Here is a 19,363-nt window from a genome sequence, read left to right as displayed (position 1 = left end):
GACGTAGTGTTGGCTGCAGGCCTTAAGCGCTATGCGCCGGCTGCGGTCGAGGCGGCTGTCAAGCTGGTCACGGCGCTGGCTGGGCCGTCCAGGTGGGGCCTTCGCACCGGGGGCCATCGGGCGTCCAGAGCAGCTTGTCCAGGCACATCCAGCGCACCCGCATGGCCGGGTCCCAGGCGTGATAGAGGATAGACTGCCCCTTCCCGTGTGGGTTCGGCACGATGGAATGGTGGCCCGGCCCGCGAACGAGGCCTTCGACGCTGTGCAGCACCCGGGCATGGTCGCCCTGACCGGTGTAAGGTCCTAGCGGGTGGTCGGCCACGACGTAATCCACCCCGTAGCGGGCAGTCTGGTAGTTGGCCCCGCTGTAAAAGCAGTAGTAGCGGCCATTGTGCTTTACCACACATGGCCCTTCAATGGTGTGCCAGTTAAAGGTCGCGTCATACACGTCCATGCGGCGATTGGCTTCGTAAAGTGTCCAGTCGTAGCGGGCGCGCACGACTACGCGGCAATCCCCCGCCAGGCGGGTCATGTCCAGCAGGCGATCCACGACTATGGCTGTGCCCGGGTGCAGACCTGGTTCATTGGTGGGAAAGTTGCGCGCGTAAAACATATACCATTGGCCGTCGTCATCCTTGAAGGGGAAGGCATCAATGGTGAAGCGATTGGTTTGGCAATCCACCAGTTTGTGACCGGTGTCCACGTAGGGCCCTTCCGGCTGGCGGCTGGAGGCGACACGGATTTCGAACTTCTCGGTCTCAATGCCCCCCATCGAGTAATACATGTAGAAGGTGCCCCGGTCGAAGGTGACCTCTGGCGCCCAGTACTGCGCGCGGCGATTAGGTGATGGCGGAATCAAGGCGCCGCCCAGCTTCTCCCAATCCACCAGATTTCGTGAGCGCAGCGCCGTGAAAATGCGGTCATCCGGGGTGCGCCCGTTGCCGGTCGTTCCGAAGGCGTAATAGACCCCTTTGTACCGTATTACCGACGGGTCAGGCATAGACCCGGCGTACACGGGATTTGTGTAAACGCTGGAATCGCCCACTGTGGACTTGGAAACGTCCGAGGGAGCTGAACATCCTACCCCAAATATGACTATGTGACAGACGGCTCCCAGCATTACCCACCAGCGGCAGGATGCGAAGTCGCCAGCGGGCAGGCTGCTTGGAATGGCGCCTGTTCGCTTGTCGTAAACTGGCAGTTGGTCGGTAAGTTGGTTAATTGCCATAGATCTCTCCGGGCCTCTGCCCGGCGACGGAAGCCTGTAACCTCGGACCCGTGCTGTCAAGCAAGCAGAGACCTGGCCTGAATGGGCGAAAACGCGCTCGTGGAGGCAATGTGCACAGTCCCATATTCCTGGACTGAATAGCCGCGCTGGTGGGAATTTGCGTTGTGTCCATTTTTAGGACAGTAGTGCGTCCTCCCGCAGCCCCCACAGCCATAATTGCCGGTGCGACAACGGTGTGACACGCGTTATGCCCCAGTGTGTATCCCATGGGGGCCGACCCCCATGGGATACACACCGTAGTCCCCCCGGATTGGGACCGTCACATCGCCCTATCTGGCTTGGGGGCAGGGTGCTTCAAGATCCAGGGGCGAGCGGCAGTCGGCGGGCGTGGACGGGGACATCCGGCTTGCGATGCAGGACTTGAGCCCACCTGCCCCGTTTGACCATTCTAACCCATACTGGCCAAGTGGGCTGCGTGGCGGACCTTTTCAGGCACGGCGTGGACTAAACTACTCGCTTGCCAGTCCTATTTCATTCTGCCATGAACCGAGGTCATGATGAGCAAGACGAAATGCACTACCATGATCCTTGCAGCCGGGTTGACCCTATTGGCCGGTGCGATCATGTATGCCGCGCACGCGGCTCAGGCTCCCAACATCATCATCATTCTGGCGGACGATCTGGGTTACGGCGATCTGGGGTGCTACGGCCATCCGAGCATTCGCACGCCGAACCTCGACCAGATGGCCGCTGAAGGGTTGCGGTTCACCGATTTCTACTCAGGGGCCCCGCTTTGCACACCCAGCCGGGCAGCGCTAATGACCGGGCGGCTCCCCATTCGCAGCGGCATGGCTGGCGGGCCGGGCCGGCATGTGCTCTATCCGAAGCATTCCGGCGGATTGCCCGCGGAGGAGATCACGATTGCCCGCGCTTTGAAGACCAAGGGCTATACAACGTGCGCAATCGGCAAGTGGCACCTGGGCGACCTGCCGGACTACCTGCCCACGATGCGCGGATTTGATTCATTCTTCGGCCTGCCCTATTCAAATGACAGCGATTGGGTCAGCACAGAGCTTCGCAGGACGGAGAGCATGACCCAGAACCCGGATTTCCACAGCTTCAACGTGCCGCTGATGCAGAATACGAAAGTTATCGAGCGCCCGGTTGACCAGACAACCTTGACGAAACGTTACACTGAGGAAGCGATTCGGTTCATGGAGCAAAACAAGCAGAAGCCGTTTTTCCTCTATTTCGCGCATACCTTCCCGCACGTGCCGTTGTTCGCCTCGCCGGAGTTTAAGGGCAAGAGCCCGCGTGGACGCTACGGGGATACGGTGGAGGAGGTTGATTGGAGCGTGGGCGAGGTGCTGAAATGGCTGCGCCAAGCCAAGTTGGAGAAGAACACATTGGTGTTCTTCACCAGCGACAACGGCCCCTGGTTGCAGAAGAAATGGAACGGCGGTTCCGCCGGTTTGTTGCGCGATGGAAAGGCCGGGACATGGGAAGGCGGTTACCGCGTTCCCGCGATTGCCCGGTGGCCGGGGAAAGTCCCGGCGGGAGTGACCCGCGAGATTGCCAGCAGCCTGGACCTGTTCAGCACCTGCGTGCGGCTGGCGGGTGGCAAGATGCCGGATGATCGTCCGATGGATAGCATGGATATGACGCCGATACTATTCGACAACGGCAAGAGCAAGCGCCTGGTCGAGTATTATTACTATGGCGATATGCTTTACGCTGTGCGCAAAGGACCATTCAAAGCGCACTTCACCACTCACGACGGTTACAGCAAGGCGGATCCCATCAAGCACAATCCGCCGCTGCTCCACAACATCACAGAAGATCCATCCGAACAGTTTGATGTGGCCAGCGAGCACCCGGAAGTTGTTGCCGAACTCACCAGGATCGCCGAAGAGCACCGCGCCACTGTGACGCGCGGCAAGTTGCAGTTTTAGCACTGATGGCTGGAGAGGCCGGATCAGCCCATTGCGCCCCGGATCAGCCTCATCAGGTCGGCATAGGCCTCGACCGCCTTGAACTGCGGGAACTGCTTCCTTACGTTCTCCGGCGCCCGGAACAGGAAGCCGACGTGGGCTTCGCTAAGCATGGCGGTGTCGTTGAAGGAATCACCCCCCGAGATGACGTAGTAGTTCAGCAGCTTTAAGGCGGCCACGGCCTTTTGCTTCTGCTCGGCGACGCGGAGCTTGTAGTCAACGATGCGGTCGCCCTCAACCACCAGCCGATGGCAGAGCAACGTGGGCCAGCCAAGCTGGCGAAGCAGCGGGGCTGCAAACTGTTCGAAGGTGTCGGAGAGGATGATGACCTGCACCAGGGAGCGAAGCTCATCGAGGAACCCCTTCGCCCCCTCGAGCGGGCGCAGCGTGCCGATAACCTGCTGGATGTCGGAAAGTCTGAGGCCGTGCTGGTCGAGAATCTGGAGACGGCCGCGCATGAGCTTGTCGTAGTCCGGCTCGTCGCGGGTCGTGCGGCGCAGCTCTTGGATGCCCGTCTTTTCAGCCACCGCAATCCAGATTTCGGGAGTCAGCACTCCCTCCATATCCAGGGTTACAATTGATTGTTTCACCGGGGTGATTGTTTCAAAAGACTGCCGTGAAAGCAACGCGGCATTATCGGCCATTGACAGGAGCGGCGCGCTTATCTAGTGTCCTAACGCAAGAGCTCAATGGCCTTGTCCCCAAACTAGCGTTTGGGGTTTTTGTTGCGTGCCGGTCCTGCGCCGCGAGCCTGTTCGCGCCCGGCCAGTGAATAACGTTTTTACACTATGGCGAATACGATTCTGGTGGGCGTCCAATGGGGCGATGAGGGCAAAGGCAAGATAATTGACGTGCTGACCGAGCAGGCGGATGTGGTAGTCCGCACACAGGGCGGCAACAACGCCGGCCACACCGTGCGCATCAAAGGGCAGAAGTACATTCTGCACCTGGTGCCCTCGGGCATTCTGCGCAAGAACAAGGTCTGCGTGATCGGCAACGGCGTAGTCGTGGATCCCGTAGGGCTGGTCCAGGAAGTCGAGGGGCTGCGCAAGCTCGGGGTCCACATTGACGGCAATCTCTACCTCAGCGAGACGGCACATGTGGTGTTCCCCTATCACCGCGAATTGGACGCCCAGCGCGAGCTTCTTAAGGGCGAAAACAAGATCGGCACCACCAAGCGCGGGATCGGCCCGGCTTACGGCGACAAGGCGGCCCGCACGGGCCTGCGGGTGATTGACTTGATCAGTCCGGAGCGGTTCAAGCAGCAACTCGCGCTGAAGATCAAGGAAAACAATGAAATCCTGAAGGCCTTCGGCGCCAGAGCGCTCTCGTTCGAGAAGATCCACCGGGAGTACCGTCAGGCGGGCGATTATCTCAAACCGTTCGTGGCCAACACTGTCATTCTGCTGCACGAGGCCGTGCGCCGGGGCGATGATATACTCTTTGAAGGCGCGCAAGGAACGTTCCTGGATATTGATCACGGCACGTATCCGTTTGTGACTTCATCCAATACCACCGCGGGCGGCGCGTGCACCGGGTCGGGCATCCCGCCGCATCGCATGGACCGGGTCGTGGGCGTGATGAAGGCCTACACTACGCGGGTCGGCGAAGGCCCGCTCCCGACCGAGAATGCCGAGATTGCCGACATGCTCCACGCGATGGGCCGCGAGTTTGGCGCGACGACCGGCCGGCCGCGGCGCTGCGGCTGGTTCGATGCGGTCGCCACGCGCCACGCTTGCATGGTCAACGGCATTGATGAACTGGCCGTCACGAACATTGACGGTTTGGATACCGTGGAGACCATCAAGGTCTGTATCGGGTACCGCGACGGCGCCCGGCGCTACGACTACGTGCCGAACGACATTGAAGTGCTCTCCCGCTGCAAACCCGTCTATGCGGAGTTCCCCGGGTGGCGCACCCCCACGCACGGCGCCCGCAAATGGAGCACCCTCCCGGCCAAGGCTCGCGCCTATCTCAAGGCGCTGGCGGAGTTGAGCGGGGCGGAACTGGCCATCGTCTCGGTCGGCCCCGGGCGAGAGCAGACGATTATGGTCTGAATGAACCCTCAGGCTGCCCATCTGAGTACCGAGGCCAAGGCGGCCCTGCCCCGCCATGTGGCGATCATCATGGATGGCAATGGACGCTGGGCGCGACAACGGCACCTGCCGCGCATCGAAGGCCACCGCGCAGGCGCTGAATCCGCGCGCGTCATTATCCGGACTTCGGGCGAGCTGGGCATCAAGTACCTGACCCTCTACGCCTTCTCGGTGGAGAATTGGAACCGGCCCAAGGAAGAGGTGGACGCGCTGATGAAATATCTGGTGCATTACCTCAAAAGCGAGACGCCCGAGTTGAACAAGAATAACGTGCGGCTCGAAATCATTGGGCAGGTGTACCGCCTGCCCGAGGTGGTGCAGGAACACCTGCAGAAGTCCATCACCACCCTCGCGAAGAACAACGGGTTGACGTTAATCATGGCGCTAAGTTACGGAGGACGCACGGAGATCGTGGACGCGGTGCGCAGCATCGCCAAGAAGGTCAAGGCCGGGGAGTTGGACCCGCCGGACATCACGGAACAGATCTTCGCCCAGCACCTTTACACGCGTAACGTGCCCGACCCGGACGTTCTCATCCGAACCAGCGGGGAGATGCGGATCAGCAACTTTCTGCTGTGGCAGATTTCCTACACTGAATTGGTGGTAACGCCGACCCTGTGGCCTGACTTCCGCAAGCCGCAGTTCTACGCGGCCCTGGAGGAATACCACCGGCGACACCGGCGGTTTGGAGGGCTGTAACCGCCGCAGTGCGCCGGGGAAGCCCTACGGCACGTAGACGAACTTCACGGCGTCGGCAATCACGACATTGTACGTCGTGAAGTTATCCTTGATCCGCACGTAGCCGCTGCTGCCAGCCAGGAAGTTGTAGGTGCCAAGCGGCACCCAGGTGCCGCCATTCTCCTGCTGGTTGATCCTCACGGTCTGAGTTCCGCCATTGTAACCAATCTCGACCGGTGCATCCGTTGCGCGGTTCGTCCCAACCGAGTGCCACTCGTAGACATCGTAATTGCCGCTCGCCTGGAGAGTCGGCCGGAATTCCACATACTCGGCGCCAGCCCCCTTGTCGTCGTCGAAGTAGTAGTCGTCGCCATATCTGCCTGCCGCGGAGATGCCAGTGATCCAAGCGCCAACTACGGTGGCAGCCGGGTTATCTATGATGATATCCGCCGGCGGCGTGCTGTTGGTGGACACTTCCACGCAAACATTGTCCACGAGGCCGAAGCTCAGCGCCGAGTTGTCGGATATGGACGCGAAAGGATCCCAGTACCCCACAAAGATGTTATCGGCGGTCACGGAGGCGCTAGTAAAAGCGGCAAGCTTCACTCCGTCAATAGACCACTCCACGATGTTGCCGCGTTTGGCGATGATAACCTCACGCCACGCGAAGCCGACCGCGCCTCCCTGCAACGCGCCGGTTTGCTGGGGATAGGTGGATTGCTGCAGCAGCGGTGGAGCCTGGCCGGCGGGAAAAGCGGTGGTGTAATACACATTCAGGTTGCCGCGTGAGTTGGAATCGGTGCCGGCGAAGTAAACGCCGCTGGTGGCCGCCTGCACGTCAATGCCAGCGTACGCGCCGTAGTCGGAAGTGGTTGAGGTGTCAACTGCCTGTCCCTCGCCAGCCACCGCAAACCAGTAACCATCGGTCTCACTGTCGGACTTTGTCCATTGCACGTGCCCGCCGCTGGTGCCAAGGCCGCCCGTGATGTACTCCGTGGATCCCGTGCCACCCAAGGGGAACGGCCCGTTGGCGTTGATCCACATGTCGAAGCGCAGACGGTAGTCTCCCTCGAAGCTCTGCCCGATGGGCGACATGGAGAGCGCGGCCGCGGCGCCATTGGCCATGTTCGCCTCGAACTTCACCCCGCGCGTCGTGCCGCCGGTCGAATTGGGGGCGGAGGGAATGCCGTCGGCGGCGTAATCGTAGTTGAAGGTGCATCGCGTGTCGGTCGAACTCCTGCTGACGGTCCAGTTGGCCGAGGTGTCGGCGTCGAGATTATCCGCAAAGGCCACGGTCTGCTCAGGATACACGGTGAGGGAGACAACCCGGCTGGTCACACTGCCTGAGTAGTTGGCAACCACGACGTAGTAATCCCCGGCATGCGTGGATTGGGCCTCAGGAATCGTAAAAGAGCTGTCGGTAGCGCCCGGAAAGGCGCTGCCGTTCCGCCACCACTGGTAGGTAAGAGGAGCGTCGCCAGTTGCCAAGACGGCGAAGCTGGTGGCCGCGCCGGTGTCCACGACGCGGTGAAGCGGTTGCGTGGTGATGTTGGGAGCGACGCCCCCGCCACCAACATAGCCGGCGACAAATCGTGCCCGATAGAACCCACAGGGACGATTGCCAGCCTCCGTGTCGAGGATCGCAAATGTCCCATCTGTAAGGGAGGCCGTATTGGTTCCGAGGGGCAGCCAAAATGGCGCTGCCAGATTGGTGCATAGGTCAATCGCGTATTGGCAACGCTGCAGGCCTAAGGCGTTAATCAGCAGGGCGCTATTGGTGGGCTGGAAGGAAAGGAACTGCGGAGTTACATCCACCGGCTGAAGCTGGGTGGCGAAGTAGCCGATGGCACCTTTGCACATCTTCTGAAGATATGACCAGTCCAGGTAGCCGGGATTCTCGACGTAATCGCTGGCCTCATGGTAGTTGTTGTTGCCGTTGTAATTGTATTCGATCAAACAACAAGCCGGGATGCCCGCCTGCGCAAAGGAGTAGTGGTCGCTCATGTTTTCGGAGGTGGAGATCATGCCGATAAGCCCGTCACCATAGGTTGCGAGAGCCGCTAGCAGGTCGTTGCAGATGCCGTTGAAGCTGGCCCGCCCGCGGATACCGGCGCGGTTGTTGTTCGGCGGTGGCGCCTGCCAGCCGATCATGTCCACGGAGATCATGCCCTTGATATTTTCGGTGCCGTGTTGGTCCACGTAGCGGAGACTGCCCAGTCGGTGCCGGCCGGTGCCGTATTCGTAACGCTCCTCGCTGTCGAAGATGCCAAAGACGATGGTCTTGGCGAAATGATAGGGGGCAAAGATGCGGGCCATTTCCAGCGCGCAACCGACGCCGGTGGCATTGTCATCCGCGCCCGGGTTCTCGCGAGAGTCATAGTGAGCGCCGAGGACATAGATTTCGTTGTTCGGGTTTTGGACGCCTTCCTTGACGGCGATGACGTTGCAGACGTGAACCGTAGTGGGGCCGGCCGTATCCACGTAGGAGAAAGGATCCTTGTAAGGAGCCAGCCCAACCCGTTGGAACTCATCGTAAATGGCGTCGCGACATAAGTCGTGTTCCGCTCCCCCCACCTGCACGGGGGCGCGGTTCATGCCCTGGCGGGTGTAGAGCTTGTTGCTAACGACGTTGAAGTAGTTGGCCATGCTGAACTGGTTGACCAGTTCCTGCACCGTGGGTGGAGCTGCCAAGGCGACCTGGTCCGGCAAGCAGGCCAAAGCTGACAGCACAATGGAAACAACTACCCCTCTTTTGCATCCCCGCGAGCGCGGGAGCCAATTCACATGGCACATCATGGTGTCTGATCATAGCCGGAAGACTTTGAAGATCAAGCTGATTCGCTCCTCGCGCAGTTCGCTGCGCCAGGCCCGGAGGAAATGGCTCGACAGCCGCCGCGGGGAACATAGCCTTTAGCGGCATGCCTGAGATGACCACGTTCGCGCCCGCCCCTGTTGCGCCCTCTAAGCGGCAGGTATTCATGCGGCGCCTGGGCAGTTTTGTCGTCCTGTGGACCTTGGTGCTGACGGCGCTGTTCTCGAGCAACCAATTGGTGGCGGACTGCGTGTTTCTGCTGGTGATGCTGTTGCTGTCAACGTTTGGGCTCGCGGAATTCTACGGGCTGGCAGCCAAGCGCGGGCTGGTTTGCTTCAAAGGCTGGGGCATCCTGGGAGGGGTCCTCCTGATGCTGGGCACCTTCCTTAACCTGACGGGGCAGATAGGAACCTCAGGCAGCCCGGCGCGCGTCAACGACTTCGAAGTAAGCTTCCTCATATTGTTCGTCCTGGGTCTCTGTCTGCGGCAGTTCCTGTCCCGCAGCAACACCGCCGGCATTCTGGCGATCTCCACGACACTGTTCGGCCTGATGTATGTGCCCTGGCTGCTGAACTTCATCCAGAAGATATGTTTCTTCCCCGGTGTCGAGGGGCGGTATTACCTGCTGTACTTCATCCTGATCACCAAGTTCAGCGACACGGGGGCCTACGTGGTGGGCTCGCTGATCGGGTGCCACAAGATGATCCCGCGAATCAGTCCACAGAAGACCTGGGAAGGATTTGCGGGGGCCATTGTGGCCTCGACGCTGGCGAGCCTGGCCTTCGCGCACTTTCTGGGGGCGAACATGGCGGGAATGAACTGGCGGCATGCGGTAATCCTCGGGGTCATCCTGAGCGTCTGCGCGGTGGTCGGTGACTTGATCGAGTCGCTGTTCAAGCGCGAGGCGGGGGTCAAGGACTCGGGCCGTTTCTTCCCCGGCATCGGGGGCATCCTCGACTTGCTGGACAGCCTGCTGTTTAATGCGCCGATCATGTATTTGTATTTGCGACATGTGCTGACGGCCCCATGAAGAACGTCGTTCTACTGGGCAGCACCGGCTCCATCGGCACCAGCACCATCAAAGTGGCCGAGGACCTGCCGGAGCGAATCCGCCTGGTCGGGCTGGCGGCGGGCAATAACCTGGAGCTGCTGCTCGAACAGACCCGAAGGCACCGGCCCGAAGCCATTTCCATCTCCGACCCGGCAAAAGCCCGCCAACTGCGCGACCTCCTCGGCACCGGCACGGAGGTCTTCACCGGCGCGGAGGGACTGGTAAAGCTTGCCACCTTGCCCGGGGCCGACCTGGTGTTAATCGCCATTGTGGGCACTGCGGGCCTGCAGCCCGCGCTGGCAGCCATTCGCGCGGGCAAGGACATCGCCGTGGCCTCCAAAGAGATCCTGGTCATGGCTGGTGAAATCGTCATGCGCGAAGCGCGCGAGTACAGGGTCAAAGTGTTGACCGTTGACAGCGAACACTCGGCCATCTTCCAATGCCTGGATGGCAAACCCGCCAGTTCCGTCCGGCGGCTCTGGCTGACCGCCTCGGGCGGCCCCTTTCGCACGACTCCCAAAGAGGAGTTCCCGGCCATTACCGTCGAGCGGGCCTTAAAGCACCCATCCTGGGTCATGGGCCGGAAGATCACGATTGACTCGGCCACCCTCTTCAACAAAGGGCTGGAGATGGTCGAAGCGCGGTGGTTGTTCGACGTTGAGATGGCCCGCGTGTCGGTAGTGGTCCATCCCCAGAGCGTAGTGCATTCCATGGTGGAGTTTGTGGATGGCTCGATCCTGGCGCAGCTTTCGACGCCGGACATGTGCCTGCCGATTCAATACGCCCTCACCTACCCCGACCGCGCGCCCAGTGACCGGGTCCAAACCAATCTGGCAAAGCTCGGTTGCCTGACTTTCGAGGAACCCGACCCCGAGCGCTTCCCGTCGCTGGAACTGGCGCGCCGGGCGGGGGAGACAGGTGGCACGCTGCCGGCCGTGCTCAACGCCGCCAATGAGGTAGCCGTCGAGGCATTCGTGAATCGGCAAATCAGCTTCCTGGATATCACCGCCGTTGTGCGCCGAACTATGGACCAGCACCAAGTGAGGGCCCACCCCACTTTGGAGCAAATCATCGCCGCCGACGATTGGGCGCGCGCCGAAGCGGCCAGGCGTTAGCGCCGCCCGGACCTTTCCCGGACAACGTATTCACACGCGCCAACAAACGACGCACCACCTTGACTGACCGCAGTCAAACTACATCGCCCCTTCGACGAAAACCGCGCGAATCACTCTGCTGCTGCCCCCAACCAAGCCCCCTTCACCAAGGGGACCTCAACGTATCCTAACCGTATCCACACCGTCTCCACACCGTAGATACAGCCTTGACATCGCGGACGAGTTACCGTGTAACACACTGTCATTGCAAGGCTTATAACGATTTTGGCTCAAAACTGGGCCTTTCCCTCCTCCGATTGCGGTATCCTGCTGCAATTAAGGAACTTACACCTCTTGGCGGGGGAGGCGCCAGAGCACCCCCACCTGACATGGCCCACAAATAATTGACTGGCATAAGCGCCCAGTCCGGCTAAGTTCTCCCATCCGATGATCTGGCTATTGAACATTGTTTATGTGGTCGTGGCGATGCTCCTGCTCTTTGGCGCCGCGGTTTTTGTCCATGAATATGGGCATTACTGGATGGCGTTGCGCCGCGGCCTCAAGATCGAGGGCTTCTCGATTGGGTTTGGTCCCAAGATCGTCAGTTGGATGCGCGACGGCGTGGAATGGTCCTGGCGCTGGATTCCAGCCGGGGGCTTCGTGAAACTGCCGCAGATGGTGACTTCCGAGGCCTTGGAAGGCAAAGCGGCGGAAGGCGCCGAACCGCTGCCTCCCGCTTCGCCCTGGGCCAAGATCCAGGTCGCCTTTGCCGGCCCGCTGATGAACGTCGTCTTTGGCATTGCCATCGCCTGCTTTCTGTGGGTCGTCGGCATGCCCGTTCAAGTCAATCCCCCCATCATCGGCTACGTGGATCCAGGTTCCCCGGAGGCGAAACTCGGGATTCAACCCGGCGATGAGATTCTCTCCGTGGACGGCAAGCCAATCACTTCCTGGCACGAGGTTCAGGAAACCACCATTTTGGCCCATAGCACCAACCTGCAAGTGGTCATCGCCCGGCCCGGGCAATCCACCAACACCTACACCCTGACGACGGTCGTGAGCGAAGCCCTCGGCCTCAAAATCCTCAATCTCGACCCGCGTGACCACCCGATCATTAAGCGGGTGCTGCCCGACCGCCCGGCCGAGGAATCGGGACTGAAGTCCGGTGACGAAATTCTCATGTTCGCCCAGGTCCCAGTGCACGGAGCCGAACAATTCATCAGCCTGGTTGGAAAGTGCGCCGGTGAAACCAAGGAAATCGTCGTCCGGAGGGACGGTCGGCGCCAAACGCTTACAGTAACACCCCAAAGCGACCCAAAAGCCAACGTGGGCCGCATCGGCGCCGAGATCGGACCCGGCAAACCCATTTACCGGATTGAGCATGTCCCGCCCTGGACCCAGATCGTCAGCGTGGTCGAACGCACCGTCAGCACATTCTCCGCGCTGGTCCATTCCAAGCAAACGGGTGTGGGATTGAAAGACCTGAGCGGCCCCCCGGGCATCCTGGCGATGCTCGCTGCCTACGTGAACACCGATTGGCGCCTGGCCCTGAGCTTCCTCGTCCTGCTCAACATCAACCTTGCGATCATCAACCTCTTCCCGATGCCGGTGCTGGACGGCGGCCACATCGTCATGGCCTTCGTCGAACGGCTGTTTGGCCGGCCCCTGCCCAACCGTCTGGTGGAATACACAACCACCGCCTTCGCCATACTGCTCATCGGCTTCATGCTCTACGTTTCCTTCAACGACGTGCGCCGCTATTCACTGTTCCGCTCGATGTTCAAGCAGGAGGTCACCATCGAAGAGCCGCAAACCGCCCCGGCGACCAACCGCTGAACCGCTTCCACGCGTGCCCCGTGAATTCGTCATCTGCCACCTGCCATGGACGATTGGCTGGCGCGGCGCGTCCATCCCCGGTTAGCCGCGGCTGACAATGTCCCCGCACTGCGCATCCCCTTATTTCCACCTCCGCCGCCCCACCCGGGAGGTCAGGGTTGGTGATCCCCAGCGCGGCGGCGTCATCATCGGAGGCGGCCACCCCGTCGTGATGCAGTCCATGATCACCTGCGACACCATGGACACCGCCGAGTGCGTCAAGCAGACGCTGGACCTCGTGGCAGTCGGTTGCCAGATCGTGCGCATCACCGCCCCGACGGTTAAGGACGCCGCCAACCTCAAGAACATCGTCGCCGAACTGCGCGCCCGCGGCTGCCTTGTTCCCATCGTCGCCGACATCCACTTTAAACCCGAGGCCGCCCTTGAGGCCGCGCAGTGGGTCGAGATGGTGCGCATCAACCCCGGCAACTACGCCGACACCAAGAAGTTCGCCATCAAGGAATACTCGGAGGAGCAATACGCCGCCGAACTGGCGCGCATCGAGGAGAAGTTCACCCCCCTGGTGAAGCTCTGCAAAGAGCTCGGCCGCGCGCTGCGCATCGGCACCAACCACGGCTCGCTCAGCGACCGCATCATGAACCGCTTCGGCGATTCCCCGCTCGGCATGGTCGAGAGCGCCCTGGAGTTCGCCCGCATCGCCCGCAAACACGACTTCCACAACTTCAAGTTCTCCATGAAGTCCAGCAACCCCAAGATCATGATCCAGTGCTACCGGTTGCTGGTCGCCCGCCTGGAACGGGAAGGCCCGGATTGGAACTACCCGCTCCACCTCGGCGTCACCGAGGCCGGCGAAGGCGAGGATGGCCGCATCAAGAGCGCCATCGGCATCGGCTCGCTGCTCTGCGACGGCCTGGGCGACACCATCCGCGTCTCCCTCACCGAGGACTCCCCGCGCGAAATCGAAGTCTGCCGCGATCTCCTCTCCCAGATCCCGCACCTCACCGTAGCTGCCGACGTCAGCCGGCGCACTTCGACTTTCGCCTGCAGTCCGCAGCCCGCAGCCTTTCCCTTTGACCCCTTCTCCTACACCCGCCGCTCGACGCCGGAAATCGCGCTGGTCCCTGACATCAAGTGCGGTGGAAGCCAAACTGTGCGCGTCGTCGTCACCCGCGCCACCTGGGACAGAGTCGCCCCTAAGCTCACCGCACGCGCCGACGTAAAGCCCGAGGCGGTTTACGAGGACCTGAACGTCATCGAGGCGGACCCCCGCACCGACTTCGCCATCAATTGCGGCACGCAGCTTGTGACCGTAAAGGACGACGTGCCGATGCCTGCCACCGCCGCCTTCCGGTTGCTCTCGGCCAAGCTGAAGCGCCTTGGACACAACAACCCCATACTCCTAAAGGATTGCCTCAGCCTGCCCATGCCGCCTCTGGAGCCCAGAATCGCCCTGCTCCGCGCCTCCGTCGTCATAGGCTCACTGCTGGCCGACGGCATCGGCGACGCCATCCTCGTCCGCGGCGAACCCGGCGCCGGCCAATCGTTGCGCCTGGCCTACAACATCCTACAAGCCGTCGGCTGCCGCTCCTTCAAGACCGACTACGTCGCCTGCCCTTCCTGCGGTCGCACCCTCTTCAACCTCCAGACCGTCACCGCCCGCATCAAGGCACGCACGGAACACCTCAAGGGCGTTAAGATCGCCATCATGGGCTGCATCGTCAACGGCCCCGGCGAAATGGCCGACGCCGATTTCGGCTACGTCGGCGGAGCCCCCGGCAAGATCAACCTCTACGTCGGCAAAACCCCCCTCAAGTTCAACATCCCCGAAGCCGAAGCCGTGGACCGCCTCGTGGACCTCATCCGCGAGCACGGCAAATGGGCCGAACCCCAGGGCAAGTGAAAGTAGCGTAGGCGTCCCGCCGGCGGGTCAGCGGCGGCATCTCACCCCGCACCGCACAGGTTTTGACGACAGGATGCTCAGGCTATAGGCGGCCTATGGCCGTGAGGATGCCATGCAGTAGGGCATGAGGGTTGGGCGGGCAGCCGGGAATATAGACATCCACGGGAATAACCTTATCCACACCGCCCAGACTCGCGTAGTTCTGACCAAAGATGCCCCCGCTGCAACCGCAGGCCCCCACCGCCACCACCAACCGAGGTCCGGGCATAGCGTCGTAAGTTTTGCGCAGGGCCAATTCCATGTTGCGTGAGACCGGGCCGGTAACCAGCAGCATGTCGGCGTGCCGCGGCGAGGCTACGAAGTGGATGCCCAGGCGCTCGATGTCGTAGACCGGGCTGTTGAGCCCGACAATCTCAACCTCGCACCCGTTGCAGGAACCGGCGTCAACTTCCCGGATATGCAATGATCGGCCGAGCACTTTGTCTATGCGAGCCTTCAATTGCGCGCCGAGGGCGTCAATGAAGGCGGGTTGAGAATTACCGGGCAATGGCTGGCGGTCGAGCAGCCCGGCCTGGGTGCCACCCGCGGCGAGTTGGTAGCGCACCGTGGTGACCAGGTCAGCTTTGCACCGGGTGGCCAACTCGCAGATGTTCGTCATGCGGATGGCGGGGTCGGTCTCGGCGCACAGGCCGCAGAAGGTGCATTTGCCGAGGTCCAGCGTTACGGCGCGCGTGCCGCCGCTGTCAGCACAGGCGAGGGCGCCGGTCGGGCATGCCGCCGCGGCCGGACGCGCGTCCTTCCACGCAGAATAATCTATCTCCGGCCGCCCGCGCGCCTGACTGGAGACCTGGGCGGCCGCCTGCGGATAATCCGTCGTGACAATCCCAGCGACCAGGCTGTTGCGTATGATGTCAAACATGGATGGGGCGCAAGGGTCAGCGGTCAGTGCCGGAATAGGACAGGTTGAAGCTCTTGTTCACCACGGGAAAGTCCGGGACGATGTTGCCAAGGATGGCTTCGCTGAGCGCCGGCCAGTTCTGCAAGGACGGGTCCTTGACTTTGCAGCGGGCGAGCCGGCCGCCGGGACCGGTGCGAATCCAATGAAAGATCTCTCCGCGCCATCCTTCGACGTAACCCAGCGCAACGGCGTCCGGCGGCAGCGAAGGCAGAGACACCCGCACCTTCCCGTCAGGCAGCGCGGCGGCCAACTGCTCGATAATGCTCAGCGCTGCGCGTACCTCCTCTACGCGGACCTGCAAACGGCGCAACACATCCCCTTCCTGAAAGACGGGAACAGGGAAAGCCACGCGGTCATAGGCCGCGTGGGGGAAGTCGCGGCGCAGGTCGTGTTCAAAACCGGAGGCGCGGCCCGCAATTCCGACTACGCCGAGGTCGCGGGCGGCTTCGGGCTTGAGGATGCCGGTGGTTTCGAGCCGGTCGAGGGTGGAAGAGGACTCCAGGATCAAGGCGACCAGGGATTCAAACTCCGGACGGAGGTCCTGCGCCAAGCGGATGAGCGCCTCGATTTGAGTCGCGCTCCAATCATAACGGACACCCCCCAGGGCAGCCATGCCGCGCAGGAGCCGGTTGCCGGTGAGCTGCTCATTAAGGCGCAGCATACGTTCTTTGAGCCTCATGGCGTGAGCGTTTGCGACCACGAACGCCACATCCGTGGCGATGGCGCCAATGTCGGCGACGTGGTTGTAGATGCGCTCTAACTCGAGGCAAACGCTGCGCAACGCGCGGGCGCGCGGCGGAACTTCCAGGTCGGCGGCGCGCTCCACGGCGTGGCAAAAGGCGGTTGCATGCGCAAAGCTGGAGTCGCCGGAGATGCTCTCCGCCAGCGTGACACCGTGGGTGACCGGGATATTCTCAAAGAGCTTCTCGGTGCCTTTGTGGGTGTAGAAGAGACGGATTTGCAGGTAGAGGACGGGCTCGCCCGCGACGCTGAACAGGAAGTGCCCGGGCTCGATGATGCCCGCATGCACCGGCCCCACCGGCACCTGGAATACGCCTTCACCCTCGACCTTCCGGAACTTATGGCGTTCCCCGGTGAAGGGTGGCAGCGAGGCGCGCAAGTCAAAGTCCTTCCGCAAGGGATACACGTCGGGCCAATCGTCGTGCAGCGCGCAGCGGCGCGGGTTGGGGTGCCCCTCAAGCCGAAGGCCGAAGAGGTCCTGAATCTCACGCTCCTGCCAGTTGACGGCCGGCAGGGCGTTGGTAAGCGAGGTAAACTGCGGGTGCGCCGGGGACACCGGCACGCGCAGGATGATGAAGCCATGCGCCGTGTCGAGCGCGAACGCGTAATAGAGGTGGAAAACGCCGGCATGCGCGCGGGCGTCATCGGCAAACAAGCTGACCAACCGGGCGTTGCACTTCCTGTAAAGCTGCGCGCAGAGACCGGGAACGAGCTCCGTTGGGGCCTGCAAATAGACCTCGTTGGGGCGGGCAACCTGGACTGGCTGAATGCGCTCCCCAAAGCGCTCGGTCAGATCCAACAAGGCCGGCTGGAGTTCGGGCAGCGGTTTCAAGGCAAACCTCCGATCACACGCGCGGCTTGGCGCACCACTTCGAGCAGCGGTGCCGGCAGCCAGAGGCTGAAGACCAGCAGCGTACCGAGCATCAGCACCATGGTCGGCACACCGTCGAGCGGGGACGCGTCCGTGGTCCGCGCAACCTTCGGGGTGCCGGGCAGGATGCGCGTGAGCTGGTACAAAATACCGCAGAAGGAGGCCAGAATCGCGCCCAGCAGGATCGCCGTCGCCGCCGTCTGACCGGAGGCGAAACCGCCGCTGAGCACCGTCAGTTCGCTGAAGAACAGTCCGAAGGGGGGCAGGCCTGCCGCCGCCGCCCCGCCCAGGCCCAGGCAGAGGGCAGTCCACGGCAGCACTTTGGCCACGCCGGTGCCGATCCGTCGAAGCTGGAGGGTATGCCACGTCTGGTGGATGTTGCCGGCGGCGAAGAACAGCACCGGCTTGGTCAGCGCGTGATACCCCATGTGCAATAGCGCGCCAAAAATGGTCATCGGAGAATTGAGGCCGATGCCGGCGCAGATCAAGCCCACATGCTCAAGGCTGGAGTACGCCAACAGCCGCTTGAGATTGGTCTGGACCAGGATGAAGGGGGCCGCCAGGCACATCGAGGCGAGCCCAAACACCAACAGCAGCGTCTGGCTGAATGGGGTGCCCAGCGAGGCGGTCGTCAGGATGTGGAAACGCAGCAGGGCATACAGCGCCACTTTCAACGATACGCCGGAAAGCATCGCGCTGGTGGGCGAGGGCGCCTCGCTGTGCGCATCCGGCAGCCAGGTATGCATGGGCGCCAGCCCGGCTTTGGTGCCATAGCCGACCAGGACAAAAACGAACGCCAGCTTGATCATGCGCGTGTCCAATTGGCCGGCAATGGCCATCAGGTGCGACCAATTGAAGTTGGGCAGGCCCGTCGCAGCGCGCTGGTCAATGGCCGCCGCGTAGGTGAACACCGTGCCGAACAGCGCCAGCGCCAAGCCCAGGCTCCCCAGGATCACGTACTTCCAGGCCGCCTCGAGAGAGGTCTTGCGGTTGTAAATCGCCACCAGCAGCACCGAAGAAAGTGCGGTGGCCTCCAGGGCAAACCACATCACGCCCAGGTTGTTGGCCAGCACGACGAGAAACATGCCGCCGCTGAACAGGGGCGTCAGCACATAGAACTCCTTCACCCGGCCCGGCGTCACGGCCTGCGCCGCCAGGTCGCGGCGGAAGTAACGCCCGGCGTACAAGGCGCTGCCGAGCGAGACCACCGAGATCAGGAGCGCCATCCAGGCGCTCAGAGCGTCGGCGCGAAAGAACTCATCGCACTCCGTGACGGCGTAAGGCGGTTGCAGCACCGCCGGCAGCAATTGGAGGCTGAGTCCGAGCGTCACGGCAAAGCCAAGGACGTTCGTCAAGGCCATCGCGCGGCGGGAAGGCAGCAACAGGCAGAGCAGCCCGGCGACGATGGGCGCGACCAATATGGAAACAAGCACGCTCATCCTTTAAGTTCGCTCAGCTTGCTGACGTCCATCGAGGAGAAGCGATCGCGGATGCGGTACACCAGCAATCCGAGCACCATGATTGCCACCATGAGGTCGAAGAATATCCCCAGCTCCACCACCAGCGGCATGCCGTAGGCGGTCAGAGCGACGGCGGCGAGCATCACGCCATTTTCGACGGTCAGCAGGGCCAGGACCTGGGTGATCGCCTTGCGCCGGTTGATCATGAGGAAGAAGCCCGTCAGCAGTAGGGTGACAGCGACACCCAGCGTGTTATTGCCCAGGTGGGCGAGGGAGGTGAACGGACGCGCGACAATGTAGCCCAACAGCGTGAACCCGCCGCAGAGCAGCATCGAGGCCGAGGCGTTCAACAGCGGCGCGATCTCTTGTTCGATATGAATGCGGCGCACCTGCCGGTGCAACAACCAGGGAAGGAAGAAGACTTTGCCCGCCAGGGTCAGCCCAGCCACCCAATAGACGTGTGTGGCGTTGGCATGAGAGGCGGCGACCGTCGCGGCGATGGCCGCCAACATTACCGACTGCAAGGCAAAAAGCCGGATGTTCGTCAGCAGCATGCGTTGCACGACCATCAGCAACTGGATCACCAGCATTCCCGCGGCCAGCAGGGTGATCCATTGGGAGGCGAGTTCGGATTGGGGCGGGTTCAT

At 62.0% G+C, this 19,363-nt stretch carries 14 protein-coding genes; 7 read left to right on the top strand and 7 right to left on the bottom strand.

What is annotated here, in order from left to right:
- Nucleotides 1–67 precede the first annotated feature (67 nt).
- Nucleotides 68–1,045, bottom strand: a complete 978-nt coding sequence (locus tag P5205_12810; GenBank protein ID HSA11241.1) for a glycoside hydrolase family 43 protein — start codon at nt 1,043–1,045, stop codon at nt 68–70.
- A 737-nt stretch (nt 1,046–1,782) separates the two neighbouring features.
- Here P5205_12810 and P5205_12805 point away from each other — a divergent pair.
- Nucleotides 1,783–3,180, top strand: coding sequence for a sulfatase (locus P5205_12805; GenBank protein HSA11240.1), 1,398 nt, complete (start codon nt 1,783–1,785; stop codon nt 3,178–3,180).
- Between the two features lie 23 nt (nt 3,181–3,203).
- Here the strand turns inward: P5205_12805 and thrH are convergent, their stop codons facing one another.
- Nucleotides 3,204–3,809 (bottom strand): bifunctional phosphoserine phosphatase/homoserine phosphotransferase ThrH, encoded by a 606-nt coding sequence (gene thrH / locus P5205_12800; GenBank protein ID HSA11239.1) that lies wholly within the window; start codon nt 3,807–3,809, stop codon nt 3,204–3,206.
- A gap of 198 nt (nt 3,810–4,007) precedes the next feature.
- On the opposite strand from thrH, the gene P5205_12795 reads away from it, so the two are divergent.
- A complete protein-coding gene (locus P5205_12795) occupies nt 4,008–5,276 on the top strand; it encodes an adenylosuccinate synthase (GenBank protein HSA11238.1) in 1,269 nt (422 codons plus the stop codon).
- Nucleotides 5,277–6,014 carry an isoprenyl transferase gene (locus P5205_12790; protein HSA11237.1) on the top strand — a complete coding sequence of 246 codons (738 nt, stop codon included), beginning with the start codon at nt 5,277–5,279 and terminating at the stop codon, nt 6,012–6,014.
- 24 nt (nt 6,015–6,038) lie between these two features.
- Here P5205_12790 and P5205_12785 read toward each other — a convergent pair whose 3' ends face one another.
- Nucleotides 6,039–8,723: a M28 family peptidase gene (locus P5205_12785; protein ID HSA11236.1), complete on the bottom strand. Its 2,685-nt coding sequence runs from the start codon at nt 8,721–8,723 to the stop codon at nt 6,039–6,041.
- Nucleotides 8,724–8,911: 188 nt separating this feature from the next.
- On the opposite strand from P5205_12785, the gene P5205_12780 reads away from it, so the two are divergent.
- From P5205_12780 to ispG, 4 genes are all read left to right on the top strand, one after another.
- On the top strand, nt 8,912–9,835 hold the full coding sequence (locus P5205_12780) for a CDP-archaeol synthase (GenBank protein ID HSA11235.1): 924 nt from the start codon (nt 8,912–8,914) through the stop codon (nt 9,833–9,835).
- Nucleotides 9,832–10,971, top strand: coding sequence for a 1-deoxy-D-xylulose-5-phosphate reductoisomerase (locus P5205_12775; protein HSA11234.1), 1,140 nt, complete (start codon nt 9,832–9,834; stop codon nt 10,969–10,971). Before P5205_12780 ends, P5205_12775 begins: the two co-directional genes overlap by 4 nt.
- 426 nt (nt 10,972–11,397) lie before the next feature.
- Nucleotides 11,398–12,786: an RIP metalloprotease RseP gene (gene rseP, locus P5205_12770; GenBank protein HSA11233.1), complete on the top strand. Its 1,389-nt coding sequence runs from the start codon at nt 11,398–11,400 to the stop codon at nt 12,784–12,786.
- Nucleotides 12,787–12,883: 97 nt separating this feature from the next.
- A complete protein-coding gene (gene ispG / locus P5205_12765; protein HSA11232.1) occupies nt 12,884–14,686 on the top strand; it encodes a (E)-4-hydroxy-3-methylbut-2-enyl-diphosphate synthase in 1,803 nt (600 codons plus the stop codon).
- A gap of 82 nt (nt 14,687–14,768) precedes the next feature.
- On the opposite strand, the gene nuoB is transcribed toward ispG, so the two are convergent.
- The 4 genes from nuoB to P5205_12745 are packed head-to-tail and all read right to left on the bottom strand — an operon-like array spanning nt 14,769 to nt 19,363.
- Nucleotides 14,769–15,605, bottom strand: coding sequence for an NADH-quinone oxidoreductase subunit NuoB (nuoB, locus tag P5205_12760; GenBank protein ID HSA11231.1), 837 nt, complete (start codon nt 15,603–15,605; stop codon nt 14,769–14,771).
- 16 nt (nt 15,606–15,621) lie between these two features.
- Nucleotides 15,622–17,217 carry an NADH-quinone oxidoreductase subunit C gene (locus P5205_12755; protein ID HSA11230.1) on the bottom strand — a complete coding sequence of 532 codons (1,596 nt, stop codon included), beginning with the start codon at nt 17,215–17,217 and terminating at the stop codon, nt 15,622–15,624.
- Nucleotides 17,214–18,695: a proton-conducting transporter membrane subunit gene (locus P5205_12750; protein ID HSA11229.1), complete on the bottom strand. Its 1,482-nt coding sequence runs from the start codon at nt 18,693–18,695 to the stop codon at nt 17,214–17,216. Before P5205_12750 ends, P5205_12755 begins: the two co-directional genes overlap by 4 nt.
- Nucleotides 18,692–19,363 (bottom strand): hypothetical protein, encoded by a 672-nt coding sequence (locus P5205_12745; GenBank protein ID HSA11228.1) that lies wholly within the window; start codon nt 19,361–19,363, stop codon nt 18,692–18,694. Before P5205_12745 ends, P5205_12750 begins: the two co-directional genes overlap by 4 nt.

It is taken from the genome of Candidatus Paceibacterota bacterium (assembly GCA_035452965.1).
GTDB lineage: Bacteria > Verrucomicrobiota > Verrucomicrobiia > Limisphaerales > UBA8199 > UBA8199.
The sequence above is the reverse complement of the archived record's forward strand: the minus strand, read 5'-3'. Positions and strand labels throughout refer to the sequence as shown.

Excerpts from the sequence above, each read along its gene's own strand:
- P5205_12790 (HSA11237.1), top strand. The coding sequence starts at position 5,277 with ATGAACCCTCAGGCTGCCCATCTGAGTACCGAGGCCAAGGCGGCCCTG.
- ispG (HSA11232.1), top strand. The coding sequence starts at position 12,884 with ATGTCCCCGCACTGCGCATCCCCTTATTTCCACCTCCGCCGCCCCACC.
- P5205_12745 (HSA11228.1), bottom strand. The coding sequence starts at position 19,363 with ATGAACCCGCCCCAATCCGAACTCGCCTCCCAATGGATCACCCTGCTG.
- P5205_12795 (HSA11238.1), top strand. The coding sequence starts at position 4,008 with ATGGCGAATACGATTCTGGTGGGCGTCCAATGGGGCGATGAGGGCAAA.
- rseP (HSA11233.1), top strand. The coding sequence starts at position 11,398 with ATGATCTGGCTATTGAACATTGTTTATGTGGTCGTGGCGATGCTCCTG.
- P5205_12775 (HSA11234.1), top strand. The coding sequence starts at position 9,832 with ATGAAGAACGTCGTTCTACTGGGCAGCACCGGCTCCATCGGCACCAGC.
- P5205_12780 (HSA11235.1), top strand. The coding sequence starts at position 8,912 with ATGCCTGAGATGACCACGTTCGCGCCCGCCCCTGTTGCGCCCTCTAAG.
- P5205_12805 (HSA11240.1), top strand. The coding sequence starts at position 1,783 with ATGATGAGCAAGACGAAATGCACTACCATGATCCTTGCAGCCGGGTTG.
- P5205_12750 (HSA11229.1), bottom strand. The coding sequence starts at position 18,695 with ATGAGCGTGCTTGTTTCCATATTGGTCGCGCCCATCGTCGCCGGGCTG.
- nuoB (HSA11231.1), bottom strand. The coding sequence starts at position 15,605 with ATGTTTGACATCATACGCAACAGCCTGGTCGCTGGGATTGTCACGACG.